Raw genomic sequence first — 15274 nt, 5'->3', positions numbered from 1 at the left:
GCCGGCCGCCCCGCGGGGCGGCCAGACGCAAGGCACGAACGGAAGGTGACCGTGTATGACGAAGCCTCAAGAAGCGCCGCCGCGACGGCAGCGGGGCGAGCCGAACCCGGCGGAGATCCCCGTGCACATGCGGCGGACCGGGCTCGACCCGCTGCCCGAACTGAGCCGGATGGCCGCGGAGACGCCATTCGCCCGGGGCGTGAGCCCGGTCGGGGACAGCTGGATCGCCACCGGTCTCGACGAGGTACGGGCGATTCTCGGCGACACGGACCGGTTCAGTACGAACCCGGTCGCGGACACCGCGGCCGAGTCCCGGCGCCTCGCCCAGGCCGGGAACCCGCTGCAGAACGACCCGCCCGAGCACACCCGGCTCCGGAAGATGCTGACGCCGGAGCTCACGGTGCGGCGGATGCGCCGGATGGAGCCCGTCATCGAGGAGATCGTGGCGGACCGGCTGAAGGCCCTGGAACGGGCCGGGCCGTCGGCCGACCTGATGCGCCATTTCGGCTGGCCCGTACCCGGTCTGGTCGCCTGCGCGCTGTTCGGCATTCCCCGCGACGACCAGCCCCAGCTGACCCGCAACATGCTGCTCGGCCAGCGTCGCGACGGCCCGCGGAAACTGGTGATGGCCGCGGAGCACGCCTTCACGGACTACCTGGACCGGTTCGTGGCCCGCAAGCGCCTGGACCCGGCCGGCGACGACCTGATCAGCATGCTGCTCCGGAGCCACGGGGACGGCATCACCGACGCGGACCTGGTCGGGCTCATCGACGCCACCCTGGGCGCCGGCCTGGAGAACATGGCCGGAATGCTGGGGCTGGGCACGCTGGCGCTGCTCGACCACCCCGACCAGCTGGCCCTGCTCCGGGAGCGGCCCGAGCTGATGGGCCAGGCGGTGGAGGAACTGCTGCGCTACGTGGCGGTCGTGCCGCTCGCCAACTTCCGCACCGCTCTGGTGGACGTGGAGTTCGCGGGCCATGTCGTGAAGGCCGGTGAGGTCGTGGCCTGTTCGCTGTTCGCGGCGAATCGAACCCAGTGCCCCGAAGCGCCGCAGGACGACTTCGACATCACCCGCGGCAGCACCACCCACGTGGGATTCGGGCATGGCATCCACTTCTGCGTCGGCGCTCCGCTGGCCCGGATGGAAATGCGCATCGCCTTCGCCCGGCTGCTGGAGCGCTTTCCCGGTCTGCGGCTGGCCGTACCCCGCGAAGAACTGCGGTTCCGGTCGCAGTCGCGGCCGATTTACGGAATCGAGAAACTGCCCATCGCTTGGTAGTCGGCCCGATCTGATCCATTCCGTACGCGCCCGCCACCGGCGAGAAACGAAACGCGAAACACGAGGAGCGAGGCGCGAGCCGTAGGGAACGTAACGCAAGGAACGTAACGCAAGGAAAGAAACGCAAGGGACGAAGCACGAGGGATGAAACACCAGGTACGAGAGGAGTCCAGGGATGCCCAAAGAATCGAATGTTCCTGTCTACCAGCGTCGCAACGGGATCGACCCCTTGCCCGAACTGGTCCGCATGAGCGAGGAGACGCCGTTCACCGAGGTCTCCGGTTCCGCGGTGCTCGACTGGATCGCCACCGGCCCCCAAGAGGTCAAGGCGGTGCTCAGTGACGCGGAACGGTTCACCGGCAAGCCCCGCCCCGCCGAAACGATGGACGGGCAGCCGTTCGACACCGGAAATCTGCTGCACTACGACCGGCCGGACCACGCCCGGCTCCGGAAGATGCTGACGCCCGAGTTCACAGTGCGACGGATGCGCCGGATGGTGCCCATCATCGAGGGGATCGTGGCGGAGCGGCTGAGCGTCCTGGAGCGAGCCGGTCAGCCGGCCGACCTGGTGCGCCACTTCGCCTGGCCCATGCCCGGGCAGGTCGTCTGCGGGCTGCTCGGCATTCCCCGCGACGACCTGGCCGACCTGGCGCGCATGCTCGACATCCGCTCCACCAGCCGGGCCAAGAAGCAGGCGACGGCGGTGCAGGCGCTCGACAGGTACCTCGTCAAGATCATGGTGCGGAAGCGCGGCGAACCGAGCGACGACCTCCTCGGCATGCTCATCCGCGAGCACGGCGACGAGCTGACCGACCACGAGCTGGCGGGGATCGCCACGTTCCTCGTCTCGGCTGCGGTGGAGAGCACCGCCCAGATGCTGGGGCTGGGACTGCTCGCGCTGCTGCTCCACCCGGACCAGCTCGCGCTGCTCAGGGAGCGGCCGGAGCTGATGGACGGGGCGGTGGAGGAGCTTCTGCGGTACGTGTCGGTCGTCTCGACGGCCTCGCCCCGTACGGCCGTGGTCGACGTGCCCATGGCGGGAAAGGTGGTCAAGGCCGGTCAGGCCGTGGGCTGCTCACTGATCGCGGCCAACCGCGCGGACACGCCCGGCGACCCGAACCGCCTCGACATCACCCGCGGGTCCACCGCCCACGTGGCCTTCGGCCACGGCGTCCACTTCTGCCTGGGCGCGTCGCTGGCCCGGATGCAGATGCGGATCGCGTTCGCGCGACTGTTGGAGCGCTTTCCCGATCTACGGCTGGGCGTGCCGGCCGAGGAACTGCGATTCCGGCCGTTCGCCCCGCAGTACGGAGTGGAGACGCTGCCGGTCGCCTGGTAGGACGTGTGTGTTCCGGTGGGTTTCCCGGTCGCCCGGGTGCGGAAGGTGTTCCTCATTCTCGCTGTCCTGCCCAAGTGGAGAATTTGGCGGGTTGGACAGTGCACTCCGGGCAGCGGCATCTGCTTTTATGCTGTGCGAGGCTCTTTTCGTTCGAGACTCTTCAGCGCCGCTTGATGCTTTCGGCTCGTGTTCCCCTCGTATCGGAGGGGACGGGGAGCGAGCCGGTGCGGCTGCCGTTTGGCCAGTCGAACCGAGTGGCCCGATGGCGGTACGGCGGGGCAGGACCCGGCTTCGGGCGATCCCGGAGAGCTCGATCCGATCCTCTGGGGAATGCTGACGGAAATAGCTTCTGAAAGGTTTTCGGGGGAGCCTGCTGGAAGAGGCTCTTTCGAGCAGCGGTGTCGCGGGGGGAATTCAATGGACGGACAGAGTGCCGACGGCTGCGTACGGCCGGGCCGTGAGCATACGGAGCCCATACCCGATCCCAAGTCCATGCCCGAGTCCGGGCTGAGGTCCGGATCCGGGTCCGGGGCGGGGCCAGAGGCCGGGTACGGCTCTGAGCTCAGGCCCGAGTTCGGGCCCGAGTCCGGGGCCGGCTCCGGGACCGAGCGCGCGGCGCGGCTACGCAAGGGCGAGCTGCACTCCAGCGTCCGGGACCCGGTCCTCGACACGATGACCTTCCTCAACGAGGTCACACTCCGCTATCCGAACGCGATCTCCTTCGCACCCGGCCGGCCGTACGACGGCTTCTTCGACACCGAGCAGATCTTCGGCTACCTCCGCGGCTACCTCGACCACGAGGCGGAGCAGGGGAGTTCGCCTGAGCGCATCCGTACTCTCATGTACCAGTACGGGCCCGTCGCCGGGCAGATCCGCGACATCGTCGCCGACTGGCTGCGCGTGGACGAGCAGATCGACGTGCCGCCCGAGTCCGTCGTCGTGACCGTCGGCGCGCAGGAAGCCATGCTGCTGGTGCTGCGGGCGCTCGTCGGCGGGCCGGATGACGCCATCCTGGTCGCCAGCCCCTGCTTCATGGGCATCACCGGCGCGGCCCGGCTGCTCGACATCCCCGTGACCCCGGTGCCGGAGGGCGCGGACGGCTTCTGCCGCGCCGAACTGGAGGCGGCGATCGAGCGGGAGCGGGCCCGGGGGCGGCGGCCGCGCGCCTTCTACGTCATCCCGGACCACTCCAACCCCTCCGGTACCACGATGGGGCTGCGGGACCGTACCGAACTGCTGGAGCTCGCGGCACGCCATGACCTCCTCATCGTGGAGGACAGCCCGTACCGTTTGGTCAGTCCCGGGCCCCCGCTGCCGACGCTGAAGTCCCTGGACCGGGAGCGCAGGGTCGTGCACATCGGCTCGTTCGCCAAGACCGTCTTTCCCGGCGCCCGCCTGGGCTTCGTCGTCGCCGACCAGCCGGTCGTGGACGACGCGGGCCGCGCGACCCTGCTCGCGGACGAACTCGCCAAGATCAAGAGCATGGTGACGGTCAACACCCCGTCGCTGAGCCAGGCCGTGGTGGCGGGCGCGCTGCTGGCCGCGCGCGGCCGTCTCTCGGAGCTGAACGCGAAGGCGGCCGCCCACTACGACGACGCCCTGCGGCACACGCTCCAGGAGCTCCAGGCCCGCCTCCCCGCCGACCGCCGAGCGGCCCTCGGCGTGGGGTGGAACGAACCCTCGGGCGGCTTCTTCCTGGGCGTGCGGGTGCCGTTCCGCGCGGACAACGCCGCGCTCACCCGGTCCGCCGAGGAGTTCGGCGTCATCTGGACGCCGATGAGCTACTTCTACCCCGGAGGCGGCGGAACCCGCGAACTCCGGCTGTCCATCAGCTATGTGACGCCTACTGAGATCACAGAGGGCACAACACGGCTCGCCCGCTTCATCGAGGCGGCGAGCGCGCCCTCTTGAACGGCCGTCAGCGTGAACGGCCTGCATCCGCGCCAGGAGCGCACGAGACCTGACGCGGGACCTGACCCGAAACCTGACACGAGATCGGCCACGGACCCCGAGGCGAGATCGACCACGGGACCTGACACGGCATCAGGTCCGGTGCCCGACCCGAAAACCGGTACAAGGCCTGGCCCGACATCAAGGCCTCGACCTGACAAGACACCTGAACGACTCACACCCGCGCCCAGCGGGTGCTACGAGAAGGGCGACCGAAGTGATCAGTACCTGTGGCACACGGCGGCCGCGCAGCAAACGACGTATGTGGGGGTGGACCTTCCGATGACCGTCAGTGTGGACAGCGTGGCATCCATGGCGCTGCTGGACCCGACGCCGCTCGACGCGGCCCCGGCGACCGGCGTGCGCGAACCGAGGGCGGTGCTCGTCCGGCCCCGGATCGTCGGGGTGGGCACGGCGACCAGCCCCACCTCCTACTCCCAGGAAGAGGTGCTCGACGCCTTCGGGATCACCGATCCCCGTATCCGCTCCGTCTTCCTCAACAGCGCGATCGAACGGCGCAACCTCAACCTCCCCGCCCCGGACAGCGACGGCATACGGCCCGTGGAACCCCAGGGCGACCTGCTCGACAAGCACAAGCGCATGGCGCTCGACATGGGCGCCGAGGCGCTGCTGAACTGCCTGCGGCGAGCGGGCGCCGAACTCTCGGACCTGCGCCACCTGTGCTGCGTGACCTCCACCGGCTTCCTCACCCCGGGCATCAGCGCGCTGCTCATCCGGGAACTGGGCATCGACCGGCACTGCAGCCGCTCCGACATCGTCGGCATGGGCTGCAACGCGGGCCTCAACGCCCTCAATGTGGTGGCCGGCTGGTCCGCCGCGAACCCGGGCGACCTCGCCGTCGTCCTGTGCGTGGAGGCGTGCTCCGCGGCGTACGCGATGGACTCCACGATGCGGACCGCCGTCGTCAACAGCCTGTTCGGGGACGGCGCCGGCGCCATCGCGCTGCTGACGAACCCGGCCGAGGCCCCCTTGTCCCTGGCCGGACCGCCGCTCGGCGCGCCCGCGACGGCGGCCGCCGAAGGGCCCGGCATCCTCAAGTTCGCGAGCTGCATCATTCCCGAGGCGGCCGACGCCATGCGCTACGACTGGGACCGTGACCAGGGGCGGTTCAGTTTCTACCTCGACCCGCTGATCCCCTACGTGGTCGGCGCGCACGCGGAACTGGTCGTCGACCGGCTGCTCTCGGGAACGGGACTGCGCCGGAGCGACATCGGACACTGGCTCGTCCACTCGGGCGGCAAGAAGGTCGTCGACGCCGTCGTCGTCAACCTCGGGCTGACCCGCCGCGACGTGCGGCACACCACCGGCGTGCTGCGCGACCACGGCAATGTCTCCAGCGGCTCGTTCCTCTTCTCCTACGAACGGCTTCTCGACGAGGGCGTCGCGGCGGCCGGCGACTACGGAGTGCTCATGACCATGGGGCCCGGCTCCACGATCGAGACGGCGCTGATCCGATGGTGAACCCGGAGGGTGCGATGGACCACACGCTCATGGTGGAGATCGACGGCGCCGAGCCGCTGTCGACCGCGTCGGTCAAGGCCCTGGCGGGCCTCTGCGACCGGGCCGAGGACCGGGGCGGCTCCGGCGTCGTCATCGTGCACGTCACCGGAGCCCCGGCCGGGGACTGGGGCAGTGGCCTCGACGTCATGCTGGTCAGCAAGTGGGAGCGCGCCGTGCGCAGGCTGGAACGGCTCCCGATGGCCACGCTCGCCCTCGCCCACGGGGAGTGCGGCGGGGCGGCGCTCGACGCGTTCCTCGCCGCAGACATCCGGGTGGCCGCCCTCGACACCCGACTGCTGGTGCACGGGGACGGCTCGGCCACCTGGCCCGGCATGGCCGGCTTCCGGCTCGTACAGCTGGCAGGCGCCGCCCGGACCCGCCGGGCCGTGCTGTTCGGCCTGCCGATCGACGCGCCCGAGGCCCGTACGCTCGGCATCGTCGACGGGCTGGTCGACGACCCGGAACAGGCGGTCGCGGCCGCCGCCGGGCTGGTCAGCGGCCTGTCGGGGAAGGATCTCGCGATCCGCCGGCAGCTCCTGTTCGACGCCAGGACGATGAGTTTCGAGGACGCGCTCGGCCCGCACCTGGCCGCCTGCGACCGTATGCTGCGAGCCTCCGCCTCCGCGCGGGAGGCTTCGTGACCACCGTCGAGCCGTCCCCGGCGGCCGTCGAGGGCGTCTGGCCGAGCCTGTACGAGGCCGCCGCCCGCGTCGAGGAACTGCTGGCGGCGCTGCCGGAGCCCGGCTCCCGCTCGCCCGAGCAGCGGGCGGCGGCCGCCGCGGCGAAGGACGCGGCCCGCGCACAGCGGGTCCGCTTCCTGGAAGCGCACGCCGACGACGCGTACGACCGGCTCACCGAGGGCCGCACCGTCGGGCTGCGCCTCGCCGAACTGGTCGCGGCCGCCGCGGTCGAATTCCCCTCCCTCGTCCCCTCGGCCAGTCGGCTCGCCGACGACCAGAAGAGGCGTCAGGCGGACAAGGAGGGGCACGAGATCGATCAGGGGATCTTCCTGCGGGCCGTCCTCGGCTCCCCGGTCGCCGGCCGGCACCTGCTCGACACCATGCTGCTGCCGACGCCGCGCGCCCTGGAACTGCTGCCCGGGTTCCGCCGGTCGGGAGAGGTCCGGACGCGGTCGGTCGTGCTTCAACGACGGGACGCCGCCGCCTATTTGACGATGTGCCGGGACGACTGCCTGAACGCCGAGGACGTCGAGCAGGTCGACGACATGGAGACCGCCGTCGACCTCGCGCTGCTCGACCCGGAGGTGCGGGTGGGGGTGGTGCGCGGCGGCGAGATGACCCACCCCCGCTACCGCGGCAAGCGGGTCTTCAGCGCGGGCATCAACCTCAAGAGCCTGCACGCCGGGGACATTTCACTGGTCGGCTTCCTGCTCCGCCGCGAACTGGGCTACCTCCACAAGCTCGTACGGGGAGTGCGGACCGACGGCGAAGGGGCGTGGCACGCGCGTACGGTCGAGAAGCCCTGGATCGGCGCCGTCGACGCCTTCGCCATCGGCGGCGGCATGCAGATCCTCCTCGTCCTCGACCACGTGGTGGCCGCGACCGACGCCTACTTCACGCTGCCCGCCGCCCGCGAAGGCATCGTGCCCGGCGCCGGGAACTTCCGGCTCGGCCGGCACACCGGGCCGCGCGTCTCCCGGCAGGTCATCCTCCAGGGGCGGCGGCTCTGGGCGAGCGAACCCGACGCCCGGCTGGTGGCCGACGAGATCGTGGAGCCGGACGAGATGGACGCGGCCGTCGCCAGGAGTGTCGAGCGGCTGAGCGCCCCGGCGGTCGTCGCCAACCGCAGAATGCTGAATCTCGCGGAGGAGCCGCCGGAGGAATTCCGGCGCTACATGGCCGAGTTCGCGCTCCAGCAGGCCCTGCGCCTCTACGACGAGGACGTCATCGCCAAGGTCGGCCGCTTCGCGGGGCGCCAGTGACACCGGGCCCGGGGCCGCCGTCGGGGCGCGCGCCGCGAGTACGGGCGTACGTACGGGCACGCCGCCCCCGCGCCCGTACGCCGACCGGCGCGCCCCCGACCCCCACACGCTCCGCACAGCCCTGAACGGGACACAAGACAGACGGAACACAAGGCAAACGGAACACAAGACAGGTGAAAGGAGGCACCCGTGCCGGTGGCGAGGATCAACGGAATCACCCTCGGCTATGACGTGTACGGCGCCGGGAACCCGGTCGTGCTGGTCACCGGGACCGCGGCGCCCGGCCGCGTATGGCGTTCGCACCAGGTGCCCGCGCTGCGAGCGGCCGGGTACCGGGCGATCACGCTCGACAACCGCGGCATTCCGCCGAGCGGTCCGTGCGAGGAGGGCGTCACCCTCGGCGACATGGCGGCGGACGTGGCCGGTCTCATCGACCACCTCGGCGTGGGGCCGTGCCGCGTCGTCGGGTTCTCGCTGGGCGCGATCATCGTGCAGGAACTGCTCCTGGCCCGGCCCGAACTCGTCAGCCAGGCCGTGCTGATGGCGACCTGCGGCAGAGCCGACGTGCTGGTCTCCGCCATGGCCGCGGCCGATCTCGAACTCTGCGACAGCGACGTCAAGATCCCGCCCCGCTACGCGGCCTATGTACAGGCGATCCAGAACCTCTCGCCCGAGACGCTCAACGACGAGCGGCAGCTCCCGGGCTGGCTCGACATCTTCGAGATGACGGCGGTCGACTCCTCGGAGGTCCGCAACCAGCTCAGCCTCCAAGCGATCGAGGACCGGCTGGCGGCGTACCGGCGCGTCCGGTGCCCCTGCCTGGTCATCTCCTTCCGCGACGACCTGGTCGTACGCCCGCACCTGGGCCGCGAGGTCGCCGAGAGCATTCCCGGCGCCGCGTACACGGAGATATCCGGGTGCGGACACTACGGGTACCTCGAAAGGCCGGACGCGGTGAACTCCGCGATCATCGATTTCTTCGCCGGCCGGCGGCCATGAACAGCTACCGGTCCGACGCCTCAACCAGCCTGATGACTACGCGAACTGACGGCCGATCAGCCATACGGGCAACCGGCTCGACGACGCACCGAACTGACTGCCGATCGGTCAGCCGGTCAACCGGCCTGGAAGCTCAACCAACCCGAACTGCCCCGATTCTGACGACGAGACAGAGGTGGTATCTGTGGCCATGATGGGCGGCCCCGGACCGGTACTCATTCAGGGGGACGCGCCGGACCCCTCCATCATCAAACAGCGGATCACACCCGGCACGGCGAAGCGGATCCTCCCGTACCTCGGGGCGCACCGCCGCAGCATCGTCTTTCTCCTGATCATCACCACGCTGAACGCCGTCAGCGTGGTCGCCCCGCCCGTCCTGCTCAAGTACCTCATCGACAACGGCATCACCGACCACAACATGTCGGTCGTCGTGGGATGCGCCCTCGCGGTCGCCGCACTGGCGCTGCTGGCGGGCGGGCTGGGGTTCGCCGAGGCGTGGTATTCGGCCCGGGTCAGCGAGGGGCTCATCTACGATCTGCGCACCAAGGTCTTCGACCATGTGCAGCGTCAGCCCCTCGCGTTCTTCACGAGGGCGCAGACCGGCGCCCTCGTCAGCAGGCTGAACACCGATGTGATCGGCGCCCAGCAGGCGGTCACCCAGCTCCTGTCGACGGTGTTCTCCGCCGGCCTCACCCTGGTGTTCGTGCTGATCACGATGTTCTATCTGTCCTGGGTGGTCACCCTGCTGTCCCTGGCGCTCATACCGTTCTTCATCCTGCCCGGCCGGCTCATCGGACGCCGGCTGCAGCGGCTCGTACGGCAGCACATGCAAGTCAACGCCGACATGGGCTCCATGATGCAGGAGCGCTTCAACGTGACCGGTGCGCTGCTGGTCAAGCTCTACGGCCACCCGGAGCGGGAGAACGGGCAGTTCTCGCGGCTGGCGGGCCGGGGCCGCGACATCGGTGTCCGGCATTCCGTCTCCATGAAGATGCTCTTCCTCACCACGCTGCTCGTGGGCTCCCTGGCCACCGCGGCGGTGTACGGGGTCGGCGGCGGCCTCGTCGTCAACGGCGCCTTCGAGCTCGGTTCGCTGGTGGCGCTCGCCACCCTGCTGACCCGGCTGACGGCCCCGGTCGGACAGCTCTCCAACGCCCAGGCGGACGTGCTGACCGCACTCGTCAGCTTCGACCGGCTCTTCGAGGTCCTCGACCTCAAACCGCTGATCGCCGAGAAGCCGGACGCGAAGGAACTGCCCGCCACCGTCGGGAACGGCGCCGCACCGGACATCGAGTTCGACCATGTGTCGTTCCGTTACCCGAAGGCCCGCGAGGTCTCGCTGGCCTCCCTGGAGTCCGTGGCCCAGCCCATGAAGGAACGCGCCGACGACGCGTGGACGCTGCGCGACGTGTCCTTCACCGCGCCGGCCGGGAAGCTCACCGCGCTGGTGGGGCCCTCGGGCGCGGGCAAGACGACCAGTACGCACCTCGTGCCGCGGCTCTACGATCCGGTGGAGGGTGCCATCCGCATCGGCGGGCACGACCTCCGCGACCTGACCCTGCGCTCCCTGAACGACACGATCGGCATGGTCACCCAGGATGCGCACCTCTTCCACACGACCATCCGCGCGAACCTGACCTACTCCCGGCCGGACACCAGCGAGCAGGAACTGGCCGAGGCCTGCAAGGCGGCGCAGATCTGGGACCTGATCCAGTCCCTGCCCAACGGCCTCGACACCATGGTCGGCGACCGCGGATACCGGCTCTCCGGCGGCGAGAAGCAGCGCATCGCCATGGCGCGGCTGCTGCTCAAGGCCCCGCCGATCGTGGTCCTGGACGAGGCCACCGCGCACCTCGACTCGGAGTCGGAGGCCGCCCTCCAGCGGGCCCTCAAGAACGCGCTGGCGGGCCGCACCTCACTGGTGATCGCCCACCGGTTGTCCACCATCCGCGACGCCGACCAGATCCTCGTCATCGACAAGGGCCGGGTCCAGGAACGCGGCACGCACGAGGAACTGCTGGAGCTGAACGGGCTCTACGCGGAGCTGTACCGCACGCAGTTCGCCCGGCAGTCGAAGTACGCCGACGACGCGCCGCCTCGCGAGGCGACCCCGCAGCCGCCGCCCGAGCCGGTCGGCCGGTGAGAGGAGAAGGGACCGCGGGTCGCGCGATCCGCTCAGTCCGTCAGCAGCCGCGCGCGGAGCAGTTCGCGGGTCCGCGATGAGAGGCCCAGCCCCTCTTCGAGGTAACGGTCGGTGGTGCCCCAGCGCTCCTCGATCGTTTCGAACGCGGCGGCCAGATACTCCGCCCGCGCGTCGAAGAGCGGCGCGAGCAGCTCCATGACCTCGGGGGACAGCGCGGCGGCGGAGTTGTCGCCGCGCCGGATCTTGTAGCGCCGGTGCGGGGCGCTGGACTCCAGGTAGTCGGCGAGGATCGCGTCGCGGCCCACGCCGACGGCGAGCAGGGTCACCGCGATCGACAGCCCCGCGCGGTCCTTCCCGGCGGCGCAGTGCATCAGCGCGGGCACGCTGTCCTCGGCGAGGGTGTGCAGCACCCGACTGTGTTCGGCGGTGCGCTCCGTGATGATGGAGCGGTACGAGCTGGACATCCGGCCGGCCGCCTGGCCCTCGCCGAGCACCACGCGCAGCTCGTCGAGGTGGCCGTCGCGGACCATCGCCCAGAACTCCTTGCCGTCGGCCGGGTCGCTGAGCGGTATGTTCACGTTCGTGACGCCGGCGAGCGCGACGTCCGGGCCCTCGATCCGGATGTCGGAGGCATTGCGGAAGTCGAAGATCGTGTGCAGGCCGAGCGAGCCGAGGTAACGGGCGTCCTCCTCGGTCGCGTGCGCGAGGTGACCGCTGCGGAACAGGACGCCGTGTCGCACGCGCCGGCCGTCGTCGGCGGGCAGCCCGCCCACGTCCCGGAAATTGCGGACGCCGGCCAGCTCCGGCTCGGTCGACGGGATCTGCGGCGACTGTTGGGTCACGGGCGCTCCTCGGTTCCGTCCGTCGACGCGGCTCGTCGACACGGCAGCTGAATCGACCATACGACATGGGTTCCCGGTGCAATCAGTTCGGCTTCGGCGCTGCACAGGCGTTGCCTCTTGACCGCTCCCGACCCGATGATGTTCGGATCTGTCGGCATGGTCTGTCGGTACTGTCTGTCGGCGTTGGGGGCTCAGTGATCGAGGTGGGCGGAAACGGTCGGTTATGGCTGCTGTCCGGCGTCCGGAGCGGCTACGCACTGCACCTCACGGACGACGATGAACTGCTGCACCTCCACTGGGGGCCGCGGATCACGATCGAGGACGCCCAGGCCCTCGCCGCAGAGAAGATCCCCGCCGCGCGCGGATTCGAATCACCGCTCGACGGGCGCGAGGAATACCCGGTGGAGGGAGGCCCGCGCTTCGTGCGCCCCGCCCTGTCCGTACGCGCCGACGGCGTACGCGGCACGGAGTGGACCTTCGCCACGTGGGAGACCGGCCCCGACGAGCTGCGGCTCCGCTTCCACGACCGGCTGCACCACCTCGCCCTCACGCTGCACTACCGGGTGCGCGCCGGCTCGGACGTCGTCGAGCGCCGGGTCACCCTCACCCACGCCCGTACCCGCACGGGCGACGGCGTACCCCTGGAGCTGCTGCGCGCCGACTCCGCCGCCTTCTCGCTGCCCGCGCGCGACGCGTGGCGCCTGTCCCACCTGCACGGCCGATGGGGCGCCGAGAGCCGGCTGGTCCGCGGCGCCCTCACCCCCGGCGAGCAGCTGATCGGCAGCCGCCGCGGCCACACCGGCCACGCCCACCTGCCCTGGATCGCCCTCGACGCGGGCGACGCGGGGGAGGAGAGCGGCGAGGTGTACGGGTGCGCGCTCGGCTGGTCCGGGTCCTGGCGGATCGCCGTGCAGCTGCTGCCCGACGGAGCGGTGCAGACCGTCGGCGGCGCCGGACACGACGATTCCGGCCTGCTGCGCCTGGCGCCCGGCGAGTCCTGGACCACCCCCGTATTCGCCGGACTGTGGACCGACGGCGGTTTCGGGGCCGCGAGCCGCGCCTGGCACGCCTGGCAGCGCCGCCACGTCATCCCGCACGCCGACCGGCCACGGCCGGTCCTCTACAACTCCTGGGAGGCCACCGGCTTCCGCGTCGACGAAGGACAGCAACGCGAACTCGTGGCCAAGGCGGCCGGGTTGGGCGTGGAACTGTTCGTCGTGGACGACGGCTGGTTCGGGGCGCGCACCCACGACGCGGCCGGGCTCGGCGATTGGACGCCCAACCCCGACCGCTTCCCCGGCGGGTTGAAGCCGCTCGCCGACGAAGTGCACCGGCTCGGCATGGAGTTCGGCCTCTGGGTCGAGCCCGAGATGGTCAACCCCGACAGCGACCTGTACCGCGCGCACCCCGACTGGGTCCAGCACCACGAGGGCAGGCGCCGCACCGAACTCCGCAACCAGCTCGTGCTCAACCTCGCCCGCGGCGATGTGCGCGCGTACCTCTGGGAGCGGCTCGACGGCCTGCTGCGCAGTGTGCCCGTCGACTATCTGAAGTGGGACTTCAACCGCTCCTTCACGGACGCCGGCTGGCCCGGCGACCCGTACCCGCAGCGGCTGTGGACCGAGCACGTCGAGGGCCTGTACGAGCTCCTGGACCGGCTCCGCGCAGCCCACCCGCACGTGGCCTTCGAGGCCTGCTCCGGCGGCGGCGGACGCGTCGATCTGGCCATGGCGGCCCGTACGGACCAGATGTGGACTTCCGACAACACCGACCCCGTCGACCGGCTCGCCATCCAGCACGGTTTCAGCCACCTCCATCCGGCGCGGATGATGGCGGCCTGGGTCACCGACAGCCCCAACGACCAGATGAACGGACGGGTCAGCCCCCTCGGCTTCCGCTTCGTGAGCGCGATGGCGGGCGTGCTGGGGGTGGGCGGCGACCTGGCGCGGTGGGGAGCCGGGGAGCTGGACGAGGCACGGCGGTGGATCGAGCTGTACAAGAGAATCCGCCCGCTGGTGCAGGGCGGCGACCTGTACCGGCTGCGGCCGCCCGGCGACGGGCTCGCCGCCGTCCAGTACGTGCGCGGCGACGAGAGCGCCGTGCTGGCCTGGCTGCCCGCACAGCGGTACGGCGAGGAGCCGCCGCCGCTGCGGCTGCGCGGGCTCGATCCGGCGGCCCGCTACGCGGACCCGGACCGGGGCGAGACGCACCGCGGCGCGGTCCTCACTCACCGCGGACTGCGCACCGGGCTCCGCGGGGATCTGGCCGCCGACGTATTCCATCTTCGCCGAATTGGTTGAGGTGGGATACATCACTGCACGTCAAGCCCTGGTTACGGTGGCGTAGGTCACTGCCGTGGGTGAAGGATGGGATGTCGTGGCAGACGATTCGAAGACATTCAACAGTGACGCGTTCGGGTCGTACGCGGCTGTCGGGGACAGCTTCACCGAAGGCGTCGGCGACCCCGGGCCCGACGACACCTTCGTCGGCTGGGCGGACCGGCTCGCCGTACTCCTCTCCGACCAGCGCGCCGACTCGGATCTCCGGGAGGGCGCCGAGGCCGCCGGGGGATTCCGCTACGCGAACCTCGCGGTCCGCGGCCGGCTCCTCGACCAGATCGTGGCCGAGCAGGTGCCGCGCGCCAAGGAGCTCGGCCCCGACCTGGTGACCTTCTGCGCCGGCGGCAACGACATCCTGCGCCCCGGCAGCGACCCCGACGACGTCGCCGAGCGTTACGAGGCGGCCGTCGCCGACCTCGCGTCCTCCGTCGGCACCGTGCTGCTGTGCACGGGCTTCGACACCCGGGGCATCCCCGTTCTGCGCCATCTGCGCGGCAAGATCGCCACGTACACCGCGCACGTACGGGCCATCGCCGACCGGCACGGCTGCCCGGTGCTCGATCTGTGGTCGCTGCGCTCGGTCCAGGACCGCCGCGCCTGGAGCGACGACCGGCTGCATCTGTCCCCCGACGGACACACCCGGGTCGCGCTGCGCGCCGCGCAGGTGCTCGGCCTGGACGTGCCCGCCGACCCCGACCAGGCATGGCCGTCGGAGGACCAGCGCTCGCCCGCCGAGGTGCGCCGCGACAACATCCACTGGGCGCGCGAATACCTGGTGCCCTGGATCGGCCGCCGGCTGCGCGGCGAGTCCTCGGGCGACCACGTCGAGCCCAAGCGGCCCGACCTGCTGCCCCTCTGACCTGCTGCTTTTCTGAGCCTGCGGGTCGTCGGGCCCGCAGGTCACCGCCAGGGTCCGTCCG

Annotated in this window: 11 protein-coding genes; 10 read left to right on the top strand and 1 reads right to left on the bottom strand. The window is 70.8% G+C overall.

The features are described from left to right. Positions 1 to 55 precede the first annotated feature (55 nt). The 8 genes from AB0I22_RS30615 (at position 56) to AB0I22_RS30580 (ending at position 11173) form a co-directional block, all read left to right on the top strand. Positions 56 to 1279: a cytochrome P450 gene (locus tag AB0I22_RS30615; protein WP_363134203.1), complete on the top strand. Its 1224-nt coding sequence runs from the start codon at positions 56 to 58 to the stop codon at positions 1277 to 1279. A 175-nt stretch (positions 1280 to 1454) separates the two neighbouring features. Continuing rightward, entirely contained in the window at positions 1455 to 2618 is a 1164-nt protein-coding gene (locus AB0I22_RS30610; protein ID WP_363134202.1) for a cytochrome P450, read from the top strand. A 672-nt stretch (positions 2619 to 3290) separates the two neighbouring features. Then, on the top strand, positions 3291 to 4529 hold the full coding sequence (locus AB0I22_RS30605) for a PLP-dependent aminotransferase family protein (RefSeq protein ID WP_363134226.1): 1239 nt from the start codon (positions 3291 to 3293) through the stop codon (positions 4527 to 4529). A 321-nt stretch (positions 4530 to 4850) separates the two neighbouring features. After that, entirely contained in the window at positions 4851 to 6050 is a 1200-nt protein-coding gene (gene dpgA / locus AB0I22_RS30600) for a 3,5-dihydroxyphenylacetyl-CoA synthase DpgA (protein WP_363134201.1), read from the top strand. Between the two features lie 14 nt (positions 6051 to 6064). Further along, a complete protein-coding gene (gene dpgB / locus AB0I22_RS30595; RefSeq protein WP_363134200.1) occupies positions 6065 to 6730 on the top strand; it encodes an enoyl-CoA-hydratase DpgB in 666 nt (221 codons plus the stop codon). Further along, entirely contained in the window at positions 6727 to 8031 is a 1305-nt protein-coding gene (gene dpgC, locus AB0I22_RS30590) for a (3,5-dihydroxyphenyl)acetyl-CoA 1,2-dioxygenase DpgC (protein ID WP_363134199.1), read from the top strand. Before dpgB ends, dpgC begins: the two co-directional genes overlap by 4 nt. 189 nt (positions 8032 to 8220) lie before the next feature. After that, entirely contained in the window at positions 8221 to 9030 is an 810-nt protein-coding gene (locus tag AB0I22_RS30585) for an alpha/beta hydrolase (protein WP_363134198.1), read from the top strand. A gap of 190 nt (positions 9031 to 9220) precedes the next feature. Beyond that, positions 9221 to 11173 carry an ABC transporter ATP-binding protein gene (locus AB0I22_RS30580; protein ID WP_363134225.1) on the top strand — a complete coding sequence of 651 codons (1953 nt, stop codon included), beginning with the start codon at positions 9221 to 9223 and terminating at the stop codon, positions 11171 to 11173. A gap of 32 nt (positions 11174 to 11205) precedes the next feature. Here AB0I22_RS30580 and AB0I22_RS30575 read toward each other — a convergent pair whose 3' ends face one another. Then, positions 11206 to 12015 carry a tyrosine-protein phosphatase gene (locus AB0I22_RS30575; protein ID WP_363134197.1) on the bottom strand — a complete coding sequence of 270 codons (810 nt, stop codon included), beginning with the start codon at positions 12013 to 12015 and terminating at the stop codon, positions 11206 to 11208. Between the two features lie 194 nt (positions 12016 to 12209). Between AB0I22_RS30575 and AB0I22_RS30570 the strand changes: the two genes are divergently transcribed. Together AB0I22_RS30570 and AB0I22_RS30565 are read left to right on the top strand one after the other, a co-directional pair. Continuing rightward, positions 12210 to 14315 (top strand): alpha-galactosidase, encoded by a 2106-nt coding sequence (locus AB0I22_RS30570; RefSeq protein WP_363134196.1) that lies wholly within the window; start codon positions 12210 to 12212, stop codon positions 14313 to 14315. A 76-nt stretch (positions 14316 to 14391) separates the two neighbouring features. After that, the gene (locus AB0I22_RS30565) at positions 14392 to 15213 is read left to right on the top strand and encodes an SGNH/GDSL hydrolase family protein (RefSeq protein WP_363134195.1); all 822 of its coding nucleotides are present in this window, start codon (positions 14392 to 14394) and stop codon (positions 15211 to 15213) included. The last annotated feature ends 61 nt before the right edge of the window (positions 15214 to 15274 follow it).

The organism is Streptomyces sp. NPDC050610, from assembly GCF_040654875.1.
Taxonomy (GTDB): domain Bacteria; phylum Actinomycetota; class Actinomycetes; order Streptomycetales; family Streptomycetaceae; genus Streptomyces.
The sequence above is the reverse complement of the archived record's forward strand: the minus strand, read 5'-3'. Positions and strand labels throughout refer to the sequence as shown.